Origin of the sequence: Gluconacetobacter sacchari, assembly GCF_014174255.1 — a bacterium.
GTDB classification, from domain to species: domain Bacteria; phylum Pseudomonadota; class Alphaproteobacteria; order Acetobacterales; family Acetobacteraceae; genus Gluconacetobacter; species Gluconacetobacter sacchari.
Map to the genome: position 1 here is coordinate 37,927 of NZ_JABEQJ010000004.1, position 20,752 is coordinate 58,678.

19 protein-coding genes are annotated in these 20,752 nt (G+C 68.7%); 10 read left to right on the forward strand and 9 right to left on the reverse strand.

What is annotated here, in order from left to right:
• Positions 1 to 83 precede the first annotated feature (83 nt).
• The 3 genes from HLH48_RS04420 to HLH48_RS04430 form a co-directional block, all read right to left on the reverse strand.
• A complete protein-coding gene (locus HLH48_RS04420) occupies positions 84 to 467 on the reverse strand; it encodes a hypothetical protein (protein WP_182996297.1) in 384 nt (127 codons plus the stop codon).
• Positions 468 to 512: 45 nt separating this feature from the next.
• Entirely contained in the window at positions 513 to 2,255 is a 1,743-nt protein-coding gene (locus HLH48_RS04425) for a putative bifunctional diguanylate cyclase/phosphodiesterase (protein WP_182996298.1), read from the reverse strand.
• A gap of 162 nt (positions 2,256 to 2,417) precedes the next feature.
• Entirely contained in the window at positions 2,418 to 3,794 is a 1,377-nt protein-coding gene (locus tag HLH48_RS04430) for an aminotransferase-like domain-containing protein (RefSeq protein WP_182996299.1), read from the reverse strand.
• Positions 3,795 to 3,934: 140 nt separating this feature from the next.
• Between HLH48_RS04430 and metH the strand changes: the two genes are divergently transcribed.
• From metH to ybaK, 6 genes are all read left to right on the forward strand, one after another.
• Positions 3,935 to 7,441 (forward strand): methionine synthase, encoded by a 3,507-nt coding sequence (metH, locus tag HLH48_RS04435; RefSeq protein ID WP_182996300.1) that lies wholly within the window; start codon positions 3,935 to 3,937, stop codon positions 7,439 to 7,441.
• 70 nt (positions 7,442 to 7,511) lie between these two features.
• Positions 7,512 to 7,937 (forward strand): phosphoribosyl-ATP pyrophosphatase, encoded by a 426-nt coding sequence (locus HLH48_RS04440; RefSeq protein WP_182996301.1) that lies wholly within the window; start codon positions 7,512 to 7,514, stop codon positions 7,935 to 7,937.
• Positions 7,938 to 8,087: 150 nt separating this feature from the next.
• Positions 8,088 to 8,618 (forward strand): CvpA family protein, encoded by a 531-nt coding sequence (locus tag HLH48_RS04445; RefSeq protein ID WP_182996302.1) that lies wholly within the window; start codon positions 8,088 to 8,090, stop codon positions 8,616 to 8,618.
• A gap of 54 nt (positions 8,619 to 8,672) precedes the next feature.
• Positions 8,673 to 10,196, forward strand: a complete 1,524-nt coding sequence (purF, locus tag HLH48_RS04450; protein WP_246386878.1) for an amidophosphoribosyltransferase — start codon at positions 8,673 to 8,675, stop codon at positions 10,194 to 10,196.
• A 13-nt stretch (positions 10,197 to 10,209) separates the two neighbouring features.
• Positions 10,210 to 10,935, forward strand: a complete 726-nt coding sequence (locus HLH48_RS04455; protein WP_182996303.1) for an SDR family NAD(P)-dependent oxidoreductase — start codon at positions 10,210 to 10,212, stop codon at positions 10,933 to 10,935.
• 31 nt (positions 10,936 to 10,966) lie between these two features.
• Positions 10,967 to 11,458, forward strand: a complete 492-nt coding sequence (gene ybaK, locus HLH48_RS04460; RefSeq protein WP_182996304.1) for a Cys-tRNA(Pro) deacylase — start codon at positions 10,967 to 10,969, stop codon at positions 11,456 to 11,458.
• A 33-nt stretch (positions 11,459 to 11,491) separates the two neighbouring features.
• Here the strand turns inward: ybaK and HLH48_RS04465 are convergent, their stop codons facing one another.
• Positions 11,492 to 12,247 carry an OmpH family outer membrane protein gene (locus tag HLH48_RS04465; protein ID WP_246386881.1) on the reverse strand — a complete coding sequence of 252 codons (756 nt, stop codon included), beginning with the start codon at positions 12,245 to 12,247 and terminating at the stop codon, positions 11,492 to 11,494.
• Positions 12,248 to 12,446: 199 nt separating this feature from the next.
• On the opposite strand from HLH48_RS04465, the gene HLH48_RS04470 reads away from it, so the two are divergent.
• Positions 12,447 to 12,812: a hypothetical protein gene (locus tag HLH48_RS04470; RefSeq protein WP_182996305.1), complete on the forward strand. Its 366-nt coding sequence runs from the start codon at positions 12,447 to 12,449 to the stop codon at positions 12,810 to 12,812.
• Positions 12,813 to 12,917: 105 nt separating this feature from the next.
• Here HLH48_RS04470 and HLH48_RS04475 read toward each other — a convergent pair whose 3' ends face one another.
• The 3 genes from HLH48_RS04475 to xseA form a co-directional block, all read right to left on the reverse strand.
• A complete protein-coding gene (locus HLH48_RS04475) occupies positions 12,918 to 13,403 on the reverse strand; it encodes a MerR family transcriptional regulator (RefSeq protein ID WP_182996306.1) in 486 nt (161 codons plus the stop codon).
• Between the two features lie 181 nt (positions 13,404 to 13,584).
• Positions 13,585 to 13,947, reverse strand: a complete 363-nt coding sequence (locus tag HLH48_RS04480; RefSeq protein WP_182996307.1) for a BA14K family protein — start codon at positions 13,945 to 13,947, stop codon at positions 13,585 to 13,587.
• Between the two features lie 24 nt (positions 13,948 to 13,971).
• Positions 13,972 to 15,426 carry an exodeoxyribonuclease VII large subunit gene (gene xseA, locus HLH48_RS04485; RefSeq protein WP_182996308.1) on the reverse strand — a complete coding sequence of 485 codons (1,455 nt, stop codon included), beginning with the start codon at positions 15,424 to 15,426 and terminating at the stop codon, positions 13,972 to 13,974.
• 71 nt (positions 15,427 to 15,497) lie between these two features.
• Here xseA and purD point away from each other — a divergent pair, with 71 nt between their 5' ends.
• The 3 genes from purD to HLH48_RS04500 all read left to right on the forward strand — a co-directional run bounded on the left by purD (position 15,498) and on the right by HLH48_RS04500 (position 17,467).
• Positions 15,498 to 16,805, forward strand: a complete 1,308-nt coding sequence (gene purD / locus HLH48_RS04490; protein ID WP_182996309.1) for a phosphoribosylamine--glycine ligase — start codon at positions 15,498 to 15,500, stop codon at positions 16,803 to 16,805.
• Positions 16,802 to 17,026 (forward strand): hypothetical protein, encoded by a 225-nt coding sequence (locus HLH48_RS04495; RefSeq protein ID WP_182996310.1) that lies wholly within the window; start codon positions 16,802 to 16,804, stop codon positions 17,024 to 17,026. Before purD ends, HLH48_RS04495 begins: the two co-directional genes overlap by 4 nt.
• A 114-nt stretch (positions 17,027 to 17,140) precedes the next feature.
• Entirely contained in the window at positions 17,141 to 17,467 is a 327-nt protein-coding gene (locus tag HLH48_RS04500; RefSeq protein ID WP_182996311.1) for a zinc ribbon domain-containing protein YjdM, read from the forward strand.
• Between the two features lie 83 nt (positions 17,468 to 17,550).
• Here the strand turns inward: HLH48_RS04500 and lpdA are convergent, their stop codons facing one another.
• On the reverse strand, positions 17,551 to 19,275 hold the full coding sequence (gene lpdA, locus HLH48_RS04505) for a dihydrolipoyl dehydrogenase (protein WP_182996312.1): 1,725 nt from the start codon (positions 19,273 to 19,275) through the stop codon (positions 17,551 to 17,553).
• A 73-nt stretch (positions 19,276 to 19,348) separates the two neighbouring features.
• Positions 19,349 to 20,599 carry a 2-oxoglutarate dehydrogenase complex dihydrolipoyllysine-residue succinyltransferase gene (odhB, locus tag HLH48_RS04510; protein WP_182996313.1) on the reverse strand — a complete coding sequence of 417 codons (1,251 nt, stop codon included), beginning with the start codon at positions 20,597 to 20,599 and terminating at the stop codon, positions 19,349 to 19,351.
• Between the last annotated feature and the right edge of the window lie 153 nt (positions 20,600 to 20,752).

Consider the following 20,752-nt stretch of genomic DNA (forward strand, 5'->3'; position numbering starts at 1 on the left):
CTGGCCCCTGACTTGGCTGCGCCACGGATCGTCCTTCGCTGGTCCCCGAGCAGCGATCCTAGGGGCGGAAGACGAATGGACGGTTAATGCCCCGGCCCGGCGGACCGCCAGGCCGGGCGATAGCGCGCCGCCACCACGCGGTTGGCATCCAGCGCCTGCCGCGTCCCCACGAGCAGGCCGGGCGGCACCACCACCATCACCCGTTCGAACCACGGGCGCCGCCCGGTCACGCGGGCGCGAAACAGGTCGGCCAGCATGGCGGCGATCGCGCCATCCGGCGCACAGCAGGCGCAGCCCGCGCGATGGGCGAACGGCGAGGGCGCCGGCATCACGACCTGGTCCAGCCATCGGCCATGGCCGGCCGTGCCCGCCATGCGCAGCACCAGCGTCACGCCGTCGCCCGGCAGGCGGGCAAACGCCGCGTCATCCAGCAGATCCAGCGCGATCCGGCCGTCCTCGCGTCGCATGATGTCTCTCCCCATGCCCCATGCGGGGCGCGGCAGGCGCCGGAGTCAGGCCTCGCGCCACCCTCTCAGCACATCGCGCATTTCCGGCAATCTTCTGATGACGGAAGGAAGAATCGTCGTATCGCACGCCTTGCTGAAATACCAGCCTTGCAGAAAATCGCACTGCATGCCCAGCAGCATGCGCGCCTGGCTGGCGGTTTCGACCCCTTCGGCGGTGACGACCTTGCCCAACCCGTGCGCGATATCGATCACGCCGCTCACGATGGCCTGGTCCTCGTGCGATGTGGTGATATGCGACACGAAGCGCCGGTCGATCTTCAGGCGATCGATCGGCAGTTCGCGCAGATGCCGGAGCGAGGCATAGCCGGTGCCGAAATCGTCCAGCGCGACCTCGACCCCCGCCGCGTGGAACTGGTGCAGGCCAAGTTCCACCCGCTTGTGGTCGCGGCCCAGGAACATGTCCTCCGTGACCTCGACGCAGATCTGGTCGAGCCTGATCCCCGTCTCGTCGCACCGCGCGAAAAAACGCTCCATGAACTGCTCGGACCGGAAGTCGGAATTGGTCAGATTGATCGCCACCCGGCCGAGCGGCACGCCCCTGTCGCGCAGGAGCTTCATATCGTCGAACACCCGGTCCAGCGTGAACATTCCCAGGGTCGCCCGCATGGCCGGATCGTCGAACGCCACGGCGAAATCGCCGGGCGCCAAAAGCCCGCGATCGGGGTGGCGCCATCTCATCAGCGCTTCGAGACCGACCGGCGTGCCCGGCATCCTGTGGACGATCGGCTGGTAGAAGAATTGGAACTCCCCCCGCTTCAAGCCGGCCTCGATCTCGAGAAAGACCCGCGATCTCTGCTCGGCGGCGGCCTGCAAGCCGCGATGAAACAGTTCGAGCCGGTCCCGCCCCAGGGACTTGGCATGATACAGGGCCATATCGGCCGCCTTCAGCAGGCTGGTCGCATCCCTGCCATGCCGGGGAAACGCCGCGTACCCCATGCTGCCGGAACAATGCCGGGTGACGGCGCCGATCCTGATGGGTTCGCGAATGCTTTCCAGTATCGTCTCATGGAATGCCTGCGCCGCGTCATCGCTGACGCCATCGAGAACGATCCCGAATTCGTCGCCGCCGAGCCGGCCGATGAAAACGCCATCCGCGACGAAGGATTGCAGGCGGCACGCGACGGTCTGGAGCAGGAGATCGCCCGAATCATGCCCGAAGGAATCGTTGATTTCCTTGAAAGCATCGATATCGAGAACCGCCAGGTGAAAGCCGCGGCCCGCCCGCCCGTCCCTGGCGGCCAGGTCATCGATATAGTGACGCAGCCGCCGGCGGTTGGGCAGATTGGTCAGGAAATCATGATTGGCAATCGCCCGGTGATGCGCGCGGCTGGCGCGCAATTCGTCCTCGATACGCTTGCGCGCGGTAATGTCGAAGCGAATGGCCGTATAGCCGTCGACTTTCCCCGCGATCGAAACATGCGGAACAATGGTGGTATCCACCCAATAGAGGCTTCCATCCTTTCTGCGGTTGCAGATTTCTCCCTGCCAGATTTCACCCCTGGAGATCTTGCGATACATGGCCCGGAAGAAATGCGCGTCATGTACGCCGGACCGCAGGATCCGATGGTTGAATCCTATCAGTTCGTTCCGCTCATAGCCGCTGATCTGGCTGAATTTTTCGTTGACGAACGTAATCGTTCCCTGCACGTCCGTAGTGGCAACGATGGCGGCGTTGTCCAGGGCATAGCGAATAAAGTCTTCGGTTTCTCTGTACGGTAACGAGACCATTGCCTTCTCTATTCAGGCAACGCGCCTGAATTTTTCCAGAAAATTTTTCAAATTGCGTAATTATATTATTTTCATAATAGCGTTTTATCCTTCTGGAAAGGACATAAAAGATAACATATCATATCATTGCATTCGCGGGATCCCGGCCCGGGCCTTCCGCGTTCACGACATCGCCATCATGTCATGCGGCACGTTTTCCGCCCGCCGCGCGCAAGCCTGGCGCACCCGGCCGAGCGCCTCGGGCAGCGCGCGGAACGCCACATTGCCGAACGCCAGCCGAACGCCGCCACGCATGCCGTCGCCGGCATCGAACATGCCGGGTGGCGGCAGGGTCACGCCCAGGCGGTGCGCATGCGCCACCACCCGCGCCGCGTACTCCGCCGGCATGGGCAGCCAGGCGTGAAAGGCGTGGCAGGATGGCGTGACGGCCCACGCGCCCAGCACGGACAGCACGAGCGCCTGGCGGCGGACGGATTCGGCATGCAGGGCGTTGCGCACGCTTTCCGCCGTTCCGTCCTGCATCCATTGCGCCATCATGGCGTAGGAGAGCGGCGCGATCATGAGCGACGAAGCCAGCAGCGCCCGCAGGCAATCCCCCGCATAGCCGACGGGCGGGATCAGGGCGCCGATGCGCAGGCCGGGACTGAGGATCTTCGACAGGCTGCTGACATGGAACGTCCGCTCCGGCGCCAGCGTCATCAGCGCCGGGCGCGCGGGGTCGTCCTCATGGACATACACGCCATCCTCGATCATCAGCGCGTCGAACCGCCTGCACAGCGCCACGATATCCCGGCGGCGGCCCACGGTCATGGTCGCGGTGGTCGGATTCTGCATCGTCGGCGTCAGGTAGACGACCGCGCGCCGGTCGCGCCGGCCGGCCAGGATGCGCTCCAGCGCGGCGGGCCGCATGCCCTCGTTGTCCATCGACGCGGGGCGAATCTCCAGCCCGGCCTGGCGCATCGCGCCCAGCATGCCGGGATAGGTCTGCGCCTCGACCACGGCATAGGCGGCATGCCGGCGGGCGACATGGACGGCCACGTTCAGCGCCTGCTGCGCCCCGCCGGTCAGCAGCAGCCGCTCCGGCGCGACGGCGATTCCCATCCCCGCCAGCCAGCGCGCCATGATCCGCCGATGCTCCAGATGCCCGGCGACGGGCGGATAGACATTGAACAGGCCCGGATCGACATGCTTCGCCAGCCGGGTCAGCGTGCGGGCCAGCGCGCGGTCGCCGAACATGGGCGGCGGCATGTTCGTCGCCAGGTCCAGCATCGGGCCGGCCTGGTCGGGCCGCACGGCGACGAAGGTGCCCCGGCCATGCATGCCGCGCACCAATCCGCGCCGCTCCAGCAGGGCATAGGCCCGGGTCACCGAGCCGACCCCGATCCCCAGCCGCCAGGCAAGGGGCCGATGGGCGGGCAGGCGCTCATCCTCCCGCAGCACGCCCGACAGGATATCGCCGCCCAGCGCCTCGGCCAGGCGTTCGGCCGGCGACCCCGTGCCGTCCGCCAGATGAGGAACCCAGGATGACTGACGACGCACGATCAACGCCTCCTTCACACGCCCGGCCGGGTGTCGCATGCGCGGAAATGGCCACGTCCCGTCATAACGAACTGGACACATGAGGGCACCACGGGAATAACAGCCTGCCTCCTACCCGTTTCGCCGGATCCCGCAGTTCCATGACCGCTCGCCCCCCTCTTCTCGACGCCCTCCGTGACCAGGTCCTGCTTTGCGACGGCGGCATGGGCTCGCGCGTCCAGGTGCTCGACCTCGATGTCGAGCGCGATTACTGGGGGCAGGAGAACTGCACCGAGATCCTGAACCTGTCCCGCCCCGACCTGGTGCGCGAGATCCATCGCGGCTATTTCGAGGCCGGCGCGGACATGGTCGAGACCAATTCGTTCGGCGGCTCGCCCATCACACTGGGCGAATTCGGCCTGACCGACCGGGCGCGCGAGATCAACCGCACCGCCGCCCACCTGGCGCGCGAGGCCGCCGAGAGCTTCGCCGACGGCCGCCACCGCTACGTGGTCGGCTCGATCGGGCCGGGCACCAAGCTGCCCTCGCTGGGCAATATCGACTACGACACGCTGGAAGCCGCGATCGCCGAACAGTGCCGGGGCCTGATCGAAGGCAGCGCCGACGCGCTGCTGATCGAGACCTGCCAGGACACGCTCCAGATCAAGGCGGCGGTGAACGGCGCCAAGATCGCCCGCGCCGAGCTGGGCGCCGCGACCCCGATCTTCGTGCAGGTGACGGTGGAAACCACCGGCACGCTTCTGGTCGGGCCGGACATCGCGGCGGCGGCGACCGCGATCCACGCGCTGGACGTGCCGCTGATGGGGCTGAACTGCGCCACCGGCCCGCAGGAAATGGCCGAGCATGTCCGCTGGCTGGCCACCAACTGGCCGGGCCTGCTGTCCATCCAGCCCAATGCCGGCCTGCCCGAGCTGGTCAACGGCCAGACCCATTACCCGCTCTCGCCCGCCGACATGGCAAGCTGGGTGGAGCGCTTCATCACCGAGGACGGGCTGAACCTGGTCGGCGGCTGCTGCGGCACCTCCACCCCGCATATCGCGGCGCTGGACGCCATGCTGCGCCGCCGTGCCGAGGGCACCGGCCGCCACCGCCCCGCCCCGATCGTCCGCCGCCCGGTGTGGATTCCCTCGGTCGCCAGCCTGTACACCCAGGTCCCGCTGCGGCAGGAAAACAGCTATTTCTCGATCGGCGAGCGCTGCAACGCCAACGGGTCCAAGAAATGGCGCACCCTCCAGGAAGAAGGCGACTGGGACGGCTGCGTCGCCGTGGGCCGCGAGCAGGTGGCCGAGGGCTCCAACGCGCTGGATGTCTGCACCGCCTTCGTCGGCCGGGACGAAATGCGCGAGATGAACGAAGTCGTCACCCGCTTCACCGCCTCGGTCAACGCGCCGCTGGTCATCGATTCCACCGAAACCCCGGTGATCGAGGCCGCGCTGAAACTGTATGGCGGCAAGGCGATCATCAACTCGATCAATTTCGAGGATGGCGAGGGCCACGCGAACGACCGCATGCTCCTGGCCCGCAAGTTCGGCGCCGCCGTGGTGGCGCTGACGATCGACGAAGTCGGCATGGCCAAGACGGCCGAGGACAAGCTGCGCATCGCCACCCGCCTGGTGGAATTCGCCTGCGACCGCCACGGCCTGCCGCAGTCGGACCTGATGATCGACCCGCTGACCTTCACCATCGGCACCGGCGTCGAGGACGACCGCAAGCTGGGCCTGTGGACGCTGGAGGGCATCCGCCGGATCCACGAGCGCTTCCCCGACATCCAGATCGTGCTCGGCCTGTCCAACATCTCGTTCGGCCTGAACCCGGCGGCGCGCGCGGTGCTGAACTCGGTGTTCCTCGACCACGCGGTGCGCGCGGGCATGAGTGCGGCGATCGTCCATGTCTCCAAGATCCGCCCGCTGCACCTGATCCCCGAGGACGAGGTGAAAGTGGCCGAGGACCTGATCTTCGACCGCCGTGCCGAGGGCTACGACCCGCTGCAACGCCTGCTGGAACTGTTCGCCGACCGCAAGGCCGGCGACGCGGTGAAGAAGGTCCGTGCCGAGACGGTGGAAGGCCGGCTGAAGGACCGCATCGTCGATGGCGACCGCAAGGGGCTGGAGGCCGATCTCGACGAGGCGATGGCCACCATTCCGCCGCTGGACATCATCAACACCATCCTGCTCGACGGCATGAAGGTGGTGGGCGAACTGTTCGGCGCCGGCAAGATGCAGCTCCCCTTCGTGCTGCAATCGGCCGAGACGATGAAGGCCGCCGTCGCGCATCTGGAGCCGCACATGGAGCGCGTCGAGGGCCAGGCGCGCGGCATCATCGTGCTGGCGACCGTCAAGGGCGACGTCCACGACATCGGCAAGAACCTGGTCGATATCATCCTGACCAACAACGGCTACCGGGTGGTCAACCTGGGCATCAAGGTGCCGGTCGCCGACATGATCGCCGCGGCGCGGGACCATCGCGCCGACGCCGTGGGCATGTCCGGCCTGCTGGTCAAGTCGACGGTGATCATGCGCGAGAACCTCGCAGAGATGGCCCGCCAGGGGGTCGATCTCCCCGTGCTGCTGGGCGGCGCCGCGCTGACCCGCAATTATGTCGAGGAAGAGTGCGCCGCCGCCTACGGCACCGACGGCCGCGTGGCCTACGCCCGCGACGCGTTCGACGGGCTGTCGCTGATGGACCAGGTCGCCAGGGGCGAGTTCGACAACTACCTGGCCGCCGTGCGCGCCCGCCGCGCCGGCAAGGCCACCCGGTCGCGCCCGCGCGACATGGACCAGCAGGAGCAGCGCGGCTTCGGCCCCGTCGATGCCGCCGCCGCCCGCGCCCGCCGCCAGCGGCTGACGCGGGACGAACCGGTCGTCACCCCGCCCTTCTGGGGCACGCGCGTGCTGGAAGCCGCGCCGGATGCCGTGCTGCCGTTCCTCAACGAGCGGTCGCTGTATCAATTCCAGTGGGGCTTCCGCAAACAGGGCCGCTCGCTGGACGATTTCATGGGCTGGGCGAAGCAGGAGCTGCGGCCGGTGCTACGCCGCATGATGGCGCTGGCGGCGGAGCAGGACATCCTGCGGCCCCAGGCCGCCTACGGCTACTGGAAGGCCGCCGGCCAGGGCAACGACCTGATCCTGTTCGCCGAGGACGGCACCACCGAGGTCGCGCGCTTCACCCTGCCGCGCCAGCCGCGCGAGAATGGCGACTGCATCGCCGATTTCGTGCGCGACGTGGATGACGCGGCCCGCGACGTGATCGGGTTGCAGGTCGTCACCGTGGGGCAGAAGGCGTCGGACATGGCGCGCGAATGGTTCGAGGCCAACCGCTACAAGGATTACCTCTATCTGCACGGCCTGTCGGTCGAGATGGCCGAGGCGATGGCCGAATATACCCACAAGCGCATCCGTGCCGAGCTGGGCTTCGCCGCCGAGGACGATCGCGACATGGCGAAGCTGCTCCAGCAGGGCTATCGCGGATCGCGCTATTCCTTCGGCTATCCCGCCTGCCCCCGGCTGGAGGACCAGGAACCGATCCTGAAACTGCTGGATGCGGAACGAATCGGCGTTTCGCTGACCGACGGCTCCCAATTGCACCCCGAGCAATCGACCTCGGCGCTGGTGGTCCTCAATCCGCGGGCGAAATATTTTTCGATCTGACGGCAGACCCGCCCTCCGCCGCCCGCCCGCGCTGTTGACCGCATGATCCGCCCCCCGGCATCATCGCCGGATGACACGTCCTCCTCCTCCGCCGCCGGCTGACGGCAGGTCCGGCCCGCCTGACGCGCGGCAGGCGGTCGAGGCACTGTGGCAGGCCCTGTCCCGGGACGCCGCCCTGGCCGGACCACCCGGCGAGCGGGACATCCACCGCCTGGCCCGCGCCTTCGGGATGCATGGCGAACAGTGCCTGGTCGGGCTGATCGCCGACGACAAGGGCCAGCTCATCCGCGAGAGCGCCCATCTGCTGACCTGCCTGATGCGGATCTGGGCGGCACGCGATCTCTCCGCCGGCGCCGTCTGGACCGAACTGGACCGCCGCACCCAGGTCGGCGAATTGCTGGTGATGCTGAACACCGCCTCCCGCCGCCGCGCCGGACGATCGCCCGGGCGCGCCCTGGGCCGCCCGTGGAAGATCCAGTCCACCAAGCTGCCCTGATGGCGGCCGCGCGATCTTTCCTTGGCCCGATGGGGCGCGGGGTGGCATAAGCGCCCCTGGATCGCAGCCTCATCGCACAAGGACCGTCCCGCCCATCATGTCCCGGGTCCCTTTTCTCCCAGCCGCCGACCGGGTGGCCGATCCCGGTCCATGAGCGGGGCCTGGGTGGATCTGGCGGCTTCCCTGGTCGTGGCGGCCTCCGCCCTGTTCGGCTGGGGGCGCGGCCTGGTCCGCGAACTGCTCGGCCTGGCGACCTGGGCCGGCGCGCTGGTCCTGGCCGTGCGGTGGCAGGAGCCGGTGCGCCAGGCGCTGGCACCGTGGATCGACAACCCGACGGTCGCGTCGGCCGCCGCCTTCGTCCTGCCCTGCATCGGGCTGCTGATCGTCTTCACCCTGTCGGCGCAACTGATCGGCCGGATCGTCCGCGATTCGGCGCTGGGCGGGCTGAACGGCCTGCTGGGCCTGCTGTTCGGCGGCCTGCGCGGCTATGTTCTGCTGGCCGCGCTCTATCTCGCAGTGGCGGCGGAGGTCGCCCCGGCGGACTGGCCGCCGCCGGTGCAGCAGGCACGGGCGACCCCCCTCGTCGCGCGGGGGGCCTTCCTTCTGGGCACCTTCCTGCCCATTTCCATGCAGGCACGCCTTGCGCAACCGGTGCAGACGGGCCATGACGCCCCGATATGACCCCTTCGCGGGGCCCTGCCCCCGGTCACCCGCCGAGGAAAGAGAGACCTGATCATGCCGATCCGCCCCCCCGTTCCGCAGGCCGCCGGGTGTCCGCCGGACCACCAGTGCGGCGACGTGCCGCCACAATGGCACGACGACGACAAGCCGCATGAGGAATGCGGCGTCTTCGGCGTCTGGAACGTCAAGGACGCCTCGGCGCTGACGGCGCTGGGGCTGCACGCGCTCCAGCATCGCGGGCAGGAAGCCACGGGCATCGTGTCGTATGACGGCGAGCGCTTCCACACCCACAAGGGGCTGGGCCTGGTGGGCGACGTCTTCGGCGACGCGCGGGTCATGGCCACCCTGCCCGGCCACCGCGCGGTGGGCCACAACCGCTACGCCACCACGGGCGCCACGCTGATCCGCAACGTGCAGCCGCTGTTCGCCGATTTCGAGTTCGGCGGCCTGGCGGTGGCCCATAACGGCAACCTGACGAACGCCGAGACGCTCAAGCGCGCGCTGGTGCGCCGGGGCTGCATCTTCCAGTCCACCACGGACAGCGAGGTGTTCATCCACCTGATCGCGATCTCGCTCTACGCCTCGGTGATCGACCGGCTGATCGACGCGCTGAAACAGGTGCTGGGCGCCTACTCGCTGGTGGTGCTGTCGCGCGACGCGCTGATCGGCGTGCGCGACCCGCTGGGCGTGCGGCCGCTGATCCTGGGCCGCATCCCCGGCGAGACCGAATCCGCCCCGCCCTCGTGGGTGCTGGCCAGCGAGACCTGCGCGCTGGACATCGTGGGCGCGGAATTCGTCCGCGACGTCGAGCCGGGCGAGGTCGTCATCATCGACAATGACGGCGTGCGGTCGGTGAAGCCCTTCGGCGAGCAGAAGGCCCGCTTCTGCGTGTTCGAGTATATCTATTTCGCCCGCCCCGACTCGGTGCTGGACGGCATGCCGGTCTACGAGGCGCGCAAGCGCATCGGCATCGAGCTGGCCCGCGAAAGCGGCGTCGAGGCCGACGTAATCGTCCCGGTGCCGGATTCCGGCGTGCCATCGGCCATGGGCTACGCGAAGGCCAGCGGCATTCCCTTCGAACTGGGCATCATCCGCAACCATTATGTCGGCCGCACCTTCATCGAGCCGACCGACCAGATCCGCCATCTGGGCGTGAAGCTGAAACATTCGACCAACCGCCCGGTGCTGGACGGCAAGCGCGTGGTGCTGGTCGATGATTCGATCGTGCGCGGCACCACCTCGCGCAAGATCGTGGACATGGTCCGCGCGGCCGGCGCGCGCGAGGTGCATATGCGCATCTCCTCGCCGCCGACCACGCATTCCTGCTTCTACGGCATCGACACGCCAGAACGCGGCAAGCTGCTGGCCGCCCGCCACGACCTGAAGGAAATGGCCGAACTGATCGGCGTCGACAGCCTGGCCTTCATCTCGTTCGACGGCCTGTACCGCGCCCTGGGGCACGAGGGCCGCGCAGCGGCGGCGGGCCGTTATTGCGATGCCTGCTTCACCGGCGACTACCCGATCGCCCTGGTCGATTACGAGGCCGCCGGCGGCGATCCGCACTCCGACGCCGCATGACCCCGGCGGCGCGATGACCGGCGGCACCGCACCGGGCAGCGTGGCGCTGGTCACCGGTGCCAGCCGCGGCATCGGCCGCGCCACCGCCCTGGCCCTGGCCGATGCCGGCCACCATTGCATCCTCACCGCCCGCACCCCGGGCGGGCTGGAGGAAACCGACGACCTGATCGCGCGCCGCACCGGCCGGCCCGCGACCCTGCTGCCCATGGATCTGCGGGACGGCACGGCGATCGACGCGCTGGGCCCCTCGATCGCCGCCCGCTTCGGCCGGCTGGACGTGCTGGTCCACTGCGCCGCCATGCTCGGCGTGCTGACCCCCGTCACCCATATGCGCGACACCGACTGGGAGGCCACGCTGGCGGTCAACGCCACCGCCACGTGGCGGCTGATCCGCACCGCCGCGCCGCTGCTGGCGCACGCCCCAGCCGGCCGCGCCCTGTTCCTGACCGACGGTCATGCCGCCCGTCCCGCCAGCTTCTGGGGTATGATGGCGGCCTCGAAGGCGGCAATGGAGGCCGTGGTGCTGACCTGGGCCGATGAAATCGGCCCCGACTCGGCGCTCCGGGTCAATCTCTACGATCCCGGACCGGTGGCCACCCGGCTGCGGGTGCAGGCCATGCCCGCCGCCGACCTGTCCACCCTGCCCGGGCCGGACGAAGCCGCCGCCGCCATCGCCGCCCTGTGCCGCCCCGACGAACGCCGGCACGGCCGGCGGATCGCAGCTCCCGCCAGAGCCTGACGCGCGCGCCCGATCCTGTTATGACGCGGATATGGCCAGGAAACCCCAGACACACGGCACCCCGGCGACGCTGGCGCTGACCCGTGCCCAGATCGCCTTTACCGCCGTGACCTACGCGTACGACCCCGATGCCGACAGGCTGGGCGTCCAGGCCGCCGAGGCGATCGGCGAGCCGCCGGCCCGCGTGTTCAAGACCCTGATGGCGGAAATCGACGGCAACGCGGTCTGCGTCGTCGTTCCGTCCGACCACGAAGTCAGCATGAAGAAACTGGCCGCCGCCTTCGGCGGCAAAAGTGCCAGGATGATGAAGCCGGCCGATGCCGAACGCATCACCGGCTTCCGGGTCGGCGGCATCAGCCCGTTCGGGCAGAAGCGCCGCGTGCCCACGGCCTTCGCCCGGCAGGCGGCCGACCTGCCCTATCTCTACACCAATGGCGGGCAGCGCGGGGTGCAGGTGCGCCTGGCCCCGGCCGACGCGCTCCGCGCCAGCGGGGCCTTCCTGGCGGACCTGACGGCGGGATAATCTTCCTTTATCTGGCGCAAAGGAAAGGCCGTCTCACCCCTGCTGCTGCGCGGGGTCGGTCATCTGCACCGGCGCGGTCGGGAACTTGCCCGATTTCGCGATCACTTCCGGGTCCTCGTTCGCCGCCGGCAGATAGACATGGGGCAGAATGGTGTTCAGCCGGCTGGCCACCTGGTCGCTGATATCGACCTGCGGCCCGTGCAGTACGGTCAGGCCCGACTGCACCACCAGCGTCAGCCCGCGCGCCTTCGCCACGCTGGTCACGATCTGCCCGATTTCCCGCTGGACCTGATTCAGCGCGATCTGGATGTCTTCCTCCAGAATCCGGTTGCGGTTGCCGAAGGTGCGCTGATCGGCCGCCACGCGCTGCTGCAAGCTGCGCTGCCGGGCCTCGGCCTCGGGCCGCGCCGCATTCATCATCTGCTGGCGCAGCGCCTGGATCTGCGTTTCCTCGGCCCGCACGTCGCGGATCAGGGCATCGCGCCGCGTGCCCATTTCCTTCTCGACTTCCTGGATCGCGACGGATTGCCGCATGATGGCATCGGTGTCGAACACCCCGACCACCGGCGCCGGAGGCTTGGCGCCGGGCGGCAACGCCGCGAAATCCGGCACCGGGGGGGCGGGCAGCAGCGGCTGCCCCGGGGCGGCGGCGGGTTCCGCGGCGGGGGCGGGGGCCGCATGCGCCGCCGGGGCAGCGGCGACGGCGGGCGTCATGACGGCGCCCATCCCGGTCACGACGAAGAAACCGGCCAGAAGCCGACGGCACGAGATCCGGGACATATCGGTCATGATCGCAATCCGTAAGGCAGGAGCAAACGCAACGGCGCGAAGGCCGGAAGCCGCAAAAACAGCAATGCCGCCCTGCCTAGCCGATCATCGGGGGCATGACCAGTCCTCGGCCGTTCAAACCCGCGCGGCCCCACGCGACGGCGGTGCCGGGACCATGCCATACTCTCCTCCTCGCCCCCTGCCTGAAAGGCCTTTCGCCATGAGACCGCCCCGCCGCCGGACCATTGCCGGGTGCCTTGCCCTCGCCGCCCTGTCGCTGCCACCGGCGCCGTCGTCCGCGCGCCCAGCCCCGGCTCCAGCCTCGCCAACGCCGCGTTCCACCTATCCCGACGGCACCGGCGATTCGCTGGTCGACCGCCTGAACGCGGCCCAGTTGCCGGGGCGCTATCGCGGCCCGCTCTATTATCGCGGCCAGCCCATTCCCCCGGCCCAGCCGATGGATGTCCAGGGTCTGCCGCCGAACGTGCCCCAGATCGTGCCGCCCCCGCCGCCAGGAGCCCGCGCGCCCGAGCCCTCCATGCGTCCGCCCGGCCCGCCGGTCGCCCCGCCGCCGTCCACGCCATAATTCCGCTGTAATTCCGGATCATTTATTGCGTGTGGCGTCGGTGCGTGATGCAAATGTTCCCGACGCCACGCCCGCCCCGGCGGGCCTGCCCTCAGAGCATCGCATTCAGAGCATCGCATATAGTCGCCACATCACCGGCGTATGGGACAGGAAGATCAGCCCCAGCCCCGAGGCGAACAGCAATTTCAGCCCCATCGGCCCACCCGCCGAAACCAGCACATCCAGCGTCAGGGCCTGCATACAGGGGTCGATCATCCGAACCCGGCGGCCCCGCGCATCCAGCGCCCCCGGCGCCGCGATCCGCCCCCGCCAGTCCTGCCGCTGCCGTGCCTCCTCCGCCGCCGAGATCCGCGCCCGCCCGTAGAGCAGCGTGACATAGCGGTCCAGATCCTCGACCCGATACATCGGCGTCCGCCCGTTGCGCGCCGCGGGGCGCGGCCCCGCGTTCAGCCGCCCGAGCATACGCAGCCGGCGCGCGGGAATCCCCAGGTAAAGGGCAGCATCGTCCAGAGACAGCATGCGCCGCAGCGGAAAGACATGAACGGTCGCCAGGCCGTCATTGGCGCCATCCGGAGGAGTGAGGCCGCTCATTCCTCCGACGATGTTGCCCCAGGGGCGCGGCTGTCAATCACAACCTGCATCAGAAGGAGCGCGGCTTCCGGATAATGCTTATACGGCGATGCAGGCAGTTCTTCTTTTTCCAAAGAAACAGATCAAGAATCTTCTGGTTCTTTTTTTCAAAAAAGAACGGATACTGTCTTTTCCATTCGCGCTACCGGCAAACATGCCGCTCGCCGTCCGCCCCGATATAGGTGCCGGTCAGCGGGTCGAAACAGGCATTGGCCACACAGGCATTGCCCGACGCCAGGGGCGCTGGATTCACCCGGGCCGCCATGGCCTGCGCCGCACGGGCCGCGACACCGCAGAGCGGTGTGTCCAGGGGGGCGGAGGGATCGTTTACCAATTGCGCCTCATTGGCGGGCGGCGGCGCTTCCACTGCCGTCCCCGGCGCGAACTGCATGGGCGGCCGGCGTACCGGCCGAGGCGCCGCCGGCGCGGGGGGCGTGGCACACCCCGCCAGCAGTCCCAGAACCGGCAGCACGCCCGCGAATGAAAACCGGAGACGTTCGTTCATGGCCCTGTCCTATCATCCCCATGGTCAAAGATCGAGCATCCCCTGGGGCCCGTCGGCCACGGCCCGGACCTTCACCACGCCGTCGGCGAATGTCAGTTCCAGCAGCCCTCCCGGCCGCACGTCGGCGGCGCGGGTCACCGCAACGCCCGACGGATCGCGCACCAGCACGTAGCCGCGTTCCAGCACCGCCATGGGCGACAGCGATTCCAGCCGCCCGGCCAGCCCGTTCAGATGCGCCCGCCGTTCGCGCACCATCGCCGCCAGCGGTGCCGCCGACAGCCGCGCCCGGTCGGTCCGGCCCCGGCGGTCGCGTAGCGTCTGGCGCAGGCCCGACAGCAGATGGCTGGCCACCAGATCCAGCCGCGCCCGTCCCGGCCCGGTCAGCAGCAGCGGCGCGGGCATCATGCGTCCGGTCGCCAGCAGGGCCGCGCGCCGGCGCTCGATCAGCCCCGGCAGCGCCCGGTCCAGCCGCTCGCCCCGATCGTCCACCCGCATCCGCGCGGTGGCCAGCACCGAGGGCAGGTCGGGCATCCGCGCCGCCATCCGGTCCAGCCGCAGCCGCGCGGTCTGCGTCAGGCGGGCCAGTCCGCTGGTCAGGCGCGCGACCCGATGCGCCAGGTCGGCCATCAGGTCGGCCCGCGCCGGCACCGCCATCTCGGCCGCCGCCGTGGGGGTAGGCGCGCGCCGGTCCGACACGAAATCGATCAGCGTGGTGTCGGTCTCGTGCCCCACGGCCGAAATCAGCGGAATGCGGCACGCATCCACGGCCCGCAGCACGGCCTCGTCATTGAAGGCCATCAGGTCTTCCAGCGACCCGCCGCCCCGCGCGACGATCAGCACGTCGGGGCGTGGCACCGCCCCGCGCCCGTCGATCGCATCGAATCCCGCGACGGCGGCGGCGATCTGCGCCGCCGCGCCCTCGCCCTGCACGGCGACCGGCCAGACCAGCAGCCGGCGGGGGAAACGCCGGGCCACGGTGGTGCGGATATCATGCAGCACCGCTCCCTGCGCCGAGGTGACGATGCCGATCACACCGGGCAGGAACGGCAGCGCCCGCTTGCGCGCGGCGTCGAACAGCCCTTCTTCGGCCAGCTTCAACCGCAGCCGCTCGATACGCGCCAGCAGCGCGCCCTCGCCGGCATACTCCATCCGCTCGACGATCAACTGATAGGACGAGCGCTCGCCATAGGACGAAACCTTGCCCGTCGCGATGATCTCCAGCCCGTTTTCCGGCACCAGCCCCAGCCGCGACACCGACCCGCGCCAGACCACGCCCGCGATCTTCCCGCCCTCGTCCTTGAGCGAGAAATAGAGATGCCCCGACGGATAACGCTTGAATTCCGTGATCTCGCCCCGCACCCGCACGCGGCCGAAATTGCCCTCCAGCGTACGGCGGATCGCCCCCGAAATCTCGGAGACCGAATATTCGGGCACATTGCCCGGACCGGCACCGCCGGCAGCGCGAAGAGTTTCGTCCATCGGCGCAGGGTATGATAGAGACGGCCTCCCCGGAAGGCCCGGGGAGGTGCGAAGGACGGGGAAACGAAGTGATGCGGGTGCTTCTGGTCGGATCGGGTGGACGGGAACATGCGATGGCGGCGGCGATCGCGCGCTCGCCCGCGCTGGAGGCCCTGTTCATCGCGCCCGGCAACCCGGGCACCGCCGCGCTGGGCACCAATGTCGCCATCGCCGTCGACGACGTACCCGCCCTGGTGGCCTTCGCCCGGGCCGAGCGGATCGATCTGGTGGTGCCGGGCCCCGAGGCCCCCCTGGTCGCGGGCCTGGCCGATGCCTGCATCGCGTCCGGCATTCCCTGCGCCGGCCCCAGCCGCGCCGCCGCCGCGCTGGAAGGCAGCAAGAGCTTCACCAAGGAAATCTGCGACGCCGCCGATATTCCCACCGCCCGGTGGGAACGGTTCGATACCGCCGCCCCGGCGCTGGACTTCGTCCGCCGCCGGGGCGCGCCGATCGTCATCAAGGCCGACGGCCTGGCCGCCGGCAAGGGGGTGGTGGTGGCCACCACCGTCGCGGAAGCAGAAGACGCGATCCGGTCCATGATGGACGACGCCACCCTGGGCACCGCCGGGCAGTCCGTGGTGATCGAGGAATGCCTGATGGGCGACGAAGTGTCGCTGTTCGCCTTCTGCGCCGACGAAACCGCCGTGCTGATCGGCGCGGCGCAGGACCACAAGCGCATCGGCGAGGGCGATACAGGCCCCAATACCGGCGGCATGGGCGCGGTCTCGCCCCCCGCCGGTTTCGACCGCGCACGGCAGGAAGCGGCGCTGGACCTGCTGGTCCGCCCGATGCTGGCCGAAATGGTCCGCCGCGGCACGCCCTTTCGCGGCGTCATCTTCGCCGGCCTGATGCTGACGGCGGACGGCCCGAAGCTGATCGAATACAATGTCCGCTTCGGCGACCCCGAGGCCCAGGCGCTGCTGATCCGCCTGCGCTCCGACCTGCTGCCCGCCCTCGCCTCGGTCGCCGCCGGCACGCTGGACGCGGCCGACATCCGCTTCTCCGACGATCACTCCATCAGCATCGTCCTCGCCGCCCGCGGCTACCCCGGCAAGCCCGGCGCCGGCGGCGTGATCACGGGGTTGGAACAGGCCGAAGCCCAGCCCGGCGTCCACATCTTCCATGCTGGCACCAGGCGCGACGACCAGGGCCGCCTAGTCGCGGCTGGCGGCCGGGTCCTGACCGTCTGCGCCACCGGCAGCACGCTGGGCGACGCCCGCGCCCGCGCCTATCGGGCCATCCCGGCCATCCATTGGGATGACGCGGTATGGCGGCGCGACATCGGCGACCGCGCCCTGCGCGCCGCCTCGGCCGGGGACGCACCGTCAGACGCGAGATGAAACCCATCGTCCCGGCCGGCACTTCATCGGTCATTCCCGGCTCACATGACGGCCAGTCCCGCAACGACGCCCAGACAACGATCGCGGCGAAAGATGCTGATGGAAACGAAAATCCAAACGTCAGCAGGGCAAAGCCGCCGATATCGATATGCCCGATCACGATCAGGGCGGTGATGATGACTCCCAATCCCCCCAGAAATCCGGCGACATTCTTCCAATAGGCTGATTGTTCAGGCCACGCCGTTACAATCCAGACGGCCATATCCGCTTCCGAGTTCGCCGCCCGATAGGAGACGGGGATTGTCTGCCGGGTGCGGTGAGGATAAGCCCGGTTCATGGACGCCACCGCACCCGCCTGCCCGCAATGCAGTCTGACAGAAACGCATATCGAGGGGGCGCATCAAGTCTGCGACACCTGCGGGTATGAATGGCCTGCCGATATCGCTGAAACCACCCCGGCCGAAGAGGTCGTGCGCGATGCCAATGGCGTGACGCTCGCCGACGGCGACACGGTCGTCGTCATCAAGGACCTGAAGGTCAAAGGCTCTTCGACCACACTGAAAGTCGGCACCAGGATCAAGAATATCCGCCTGCGCGGCGGCGACCATGCCATCGAAGCCGGCAGCTACATGCTGAAAGCCGAGTTTCTCCGCAAGGCGTAAGCCAATCGGGGTGCAGGACCCCCCAAAAAAACGCCCGGCCACCGAGATGGCCGGGCGCGACGAAGATCAAAACCAACGCGCGATCAGATATGGATCGCGCGCTTCTCCACATCCAGCGCCGCTTCCTTGACCGCCTCGCTCAACGTCGGATGCGCGTGGCAGGTCCGGGCGATGTCTTCCGACGAGGCACCGAATTCCATCGCCAGCGTGGCTTCGGCAATCAACTCGCCGGCGCCGGGGCCGATGATATGCACACCCAGCACCTTGTCGGTGGCGGCATCGGCCAGCACCTTCACGAACCCGTCGGTCATGCCCATGGCGCGGGCGCGGCCGTTGGCGGTGAAGGGGAACTTGCCGGTCTTGTAGGTCACACCGGCATCCTTCAGCTCTTCCTCGGTACGGCCGACGGTCGCGACCTCGGGCCAGGTGTAGACGACACCGGGAATGGCATCGTAATTCACATGGCCTGCCTGGCCGGCCAGAATCTCGGCGATGGCAACGCCCTCATCCTCGGCCTTGTGCGCCAGCATCGGGCCGGCGATGACGTCGCCGATCGCATAGACACCCGGCACGCTGGTCGCATAATGGGCGTCCGTCACGATGCGGCCGCGCTTGTCCAGCGCCACGCCGGCCTCTTCCAGGCCCATACCCTTGCTGGCGGCGGTGCGGCCGATCGCCAGCAGGACGATATCGGCATCCAGCGTCTCGGCCTTTCCGCCGGCCGCCGGCTCGACCGTCAGCGTCACGCCCTTGCCGGTCTTCTCGGCCTTGGTCACCTTGTGGCCCAGCTTGAATTGCAGGCCCTGCCTGGTCAGCACGCGCTGGAACTGCTTGGCGATCTCGCCATCCGTGCCCGGCACCAGACGGTCGAGATATTCGACCACCGTGACCTCGGCGCCCAGACGGTGCCACACGCTGCCCAGTTCCAGCCCGATCACGCCGCCGCCGATCACGACCAGCTTCTTCGGCACCGCCGACAGTTCCAGCGCGCCGGTCGAGGTGACGATAACCTTCTCATCGACCTCCACCCCCGGCAGGCCGGCGCTGTCGCTGCCGCTGGCGATCACGATGTGCTTCGCCGTCACCGTCTTGCCGTCGACCGTGACGCGCCCGGTGCCTTCCAGCGTGCCGAAGCCCTTCAGCCACGTGACCTTGTTCTTCTTGAACAGGAACTCGACACCCTTGACGTTGGCATCGACCACCTCGGCCTTGCGCGCCATCATCCGCTTCAGATCCAGCCTGACACTGTCGATCAGGATGCCATGGCCCGCGTAATCATGGCCGGCGGCATGGAAATTCTCGGAGGATTGCAGCAGCGCCTTGGACGGAATGCAGCCGACATTCAGGCAGGTGCCCCCCAGGGTCGCGCGCTTCTCGACGCAGGCGACCTTGAAGCCCAACTGCGCCGCGCGGATGGCGCAGACATAGCCACCAGGGCCGGCACCGATGACGATGACATCATAATCGGTCTCGGCCGGAGGCGCCGCCACGGGTACAGGGGCCGGGGCGGCCTCGACCTCGGCGGGCTTCGCCGCCGCGGGCGCAGGCTTGGCGGCCGGAGCGGCGCCGGCACCCGCCTCGACGGTCGTCAGCACCGCACCGACCGCCACTTCATCGCCCTCGGCCACGGCATGGGCGCCCAGACGGCCGGCCGACGGCGCGGCAACCTCCACGCTGACCTTGTCGGTCTCCAGTTCCACCACCGGCTCGTCGGCGGCGACGCTGTCACCGGGCTGCTTCAGCCACTTGCCGATCGTGGCCGTCGTCACGCTCTCGCCGAGAGTCGGCACCTTGATTTCAATGGTCATCTTCTTGTCCTGCGTTCGCTGCGTCGGAATAGAATCGGCGGACCGAGCCGAAAGCCCGGTCCGCCCCGGCGCATCAGACCTCGAGCAGCAGACGGCGCGGGTCTTCCACGTTCTGCTTCACGCGCACCAGGAAGCTGACGGCTTCCTTGCCGTCGACGATGCGGTGATCATAGGTCAGGGCGATATACATCATCGGCCGGATCACGACCTGGCCGTTGAGGGCGATCGGACGATCCTGGATGGCATGCATGCCCAGGATGGCCGATTGCGGCGCGTTGATGATCGGCGTGGACATCAGCGAGCCGTAGATGCCGCCATTGGTGATCGAGAACGTGCCGCCCGACAGTTCGTCCAGCTTCAGCGACCCGTCGCGCGCGCGCTTGCCGAAGCCGGCGATCGCGCTCTCGATCCCGGCGAAGCTCAGCTTTTCCGCATCGCGGATCACCGGCACGACCAGCCCGTTGGGGCCACCGACCGCGATGCCGAGATTGACGAATTCGCGATAGATGATGTCCTCGCCGTCGATCTCGGCATTGACCGCCGGGAATTCCTTCAGCGCCGCCATCACCGCCTTGGCGAAGATCGACATGAAACCCAGCTTGGTGCCGCCATGCTTCTTCTCGAAGATGTCGCGATATTCGGCCCGCAATTCCTTCGCCGCCGTCATGTCCACCTCGTTGAAGGTGGTCAGCAGGGCGGCGGTGTTCTGGGCGTCCTTCAGGCGGCGGGCGATGGTCCGGCGCAGGCGGGTCATCTTCACCCGCTCCTCGCGCGGGTCATCGGTGCGAGGCGTGGCGGGGGCGGCAGCGGCCTTGGCCACCGGCGGCTGCGCCAGGAACGACAGCACGTCGCCCTTCGTCACCCTTCCGTCCTTGCCGGTGCCGGTGCCGATCTCGGCGGTCGAGATCCCCTTTTCGGCCATCATCTTCTGCGCCGACGGCATCGGGGCATGGGCGGCACCCTGGGCCGCGACATCGGAGGGCGGGGTGGCGGGACGCGCGACCGGGCCGGCCGCGACCGGCTGGGCCTGGACGCCGGCGGGGGCCTTCGGGGCCTCGGGGGCCTTGGCGGGCGCGGCTGTCCCGCTGCCGGCCTCGACCGACGCCAGGATGGTCCCGACCTCGACCTCGGCACCTTCGCCGACCAGTTGCGGACCCAGCACGCCCGCTTCCGGCGCCGCGACCTCGACACTCACCTTGTCGGTCTCCAGCTCCACCACCGGCTCGTCGGCGGCGACGCTGTCACCCGGATTCTTCAGCCATTTCGCAATCGTGGCGGTCGTCACGCTCTCACCCAGCGTCGGCACCTTGATCTCGGCAGACATCGTTCTTTCCATTCCCTCTGCCGGTCAGATCCGCGTGCGGGATCGAGGCACGATGCCTCGCGCCCCCCACCCGTCGTCTGCCGGCTTGTGTATTCTCACCATAACCAGACTGGAGCCGGCGCGAAAAGACCGCGCCGGCCGCCCTTCGACCAT

Coding starts and splice junctions, on each gene's coding strand:
- HLH48_RS04420 (WP_182996297.1), bottom strand. CDS start 467: ATGCGACGCGAGGACGGCCGGATCGCGCTGGATCTGCTGGATGACGCG.
- HLH48_RS04425 (WP_182996298.1), bottom strand. CDS start 2,255: ATGGTCTCGTTACCGTACAGAGAAACCGAAGACTTTATTCGCTATGCC.
- metH (WP_182996300.1), top strand. CDS start 3,935: ATGACCGCTCGCCCCCCTCTTCTCGACGCCCTCCGTGACCAGGTCCTG.
- HLH48_RS04440 (WP_182996301.1), top strand. CDS start 7,512: ATGACACGTCCTCCTCCTCCGCCGCCGGCTGACGGCAGGTCCGGCCCG.
- HLH48_RS04445 (WP_182996302.1), top strand. CDS start 8,088: ATGAGCGGGGCCTGGGTGGATCTGGCGGCTTCCCTGGTCGTGGCGGCC.
- purF (WP_246386878.1), top strand. CDS start 8,673: ATGCCGATCCGCCCCCCCGTTCCGCAGGCCGCCGGGTGTCCGCCGGAC.
- HLH48_RS04455 (WP_182996303.1), top strand. CDS start 10,210: ATGACCGGCGGCACCGCACCGGGCAGCGTGGCGCTGGTCACCGGTGCC.
- ybaK (WP_182996304.1), top strand. CDS start 10,967: ATGGCCAGGAAACCCCAGACACACGGCACCCCGGCGACGCTGGCGCTG.
- HLH48_RS04465 (WP_246386881.1), bottom strand. CDS start 12,247: ATGACCGATATGTCCCGGATCTCGTGCCGTCGGCTTCTGGCCGGTTTC.
- HLH48_RS04470 (WP_182996305.1), top strand. CDS start 12,447: ATGAGACCGCCCCGCCGCCGGACCATTGCCGGGTGCCTTGCCCTCGCC.
- HLH48_RS04475 (WP_182996306.1), bottom strand. CDS start 13,403: ATGAGCGGCCTCACTCCTCCGGATGGCGCCAATGACGGCCTGGCGACC.
- HLH48_RS04480 (WP_182996307.1), bottom strand. CDS start 13,947: ATGAACGAACGTCTCCGGTTTTCATTCGCGGGCGTGCTGCCGGTTCTG.
- xseA (WP_182996308.1), bottom strand. CDS start 15,426: ATGGACGAAACTCTTCGCGCTGCCGGCGGTGCCGGTCCGGGCAATGTG.
- purD (WP_182996309.1), top strand. CDS start 15,498: ATGCGGGTGCTTCTGGTCGGATCGGGTGGACGGGAACATGCGATGGCG.
- HLH48_RS04495 (WP_182996310.1), top strand. CDS start 16,802: ATGAAACCCATCGTCCCGGCCGGCACTTCATCGGTCATTCCCGGCTCA.
- HLH48_RS04500 (WP_182996311.1), top strand. CDS start 17,141: ATGGACGCCACCGCACCCGCCTGCCCGCAATGCAGTCTGACAGAAACG.
- lpdA (WP_182996312.1), bottom strand. CDS start 19,275: ATGACCATTGAAATCAAGGTGCCGACTCTCGGCGAGAGCGTGACGACG.
- odhB (WP_182996313.1), bottom strand. CDS start 20,599: ATGTCTGCCGAGATCAAGGTGCCGACGCTGGGTGAGAGCGTGACGACC.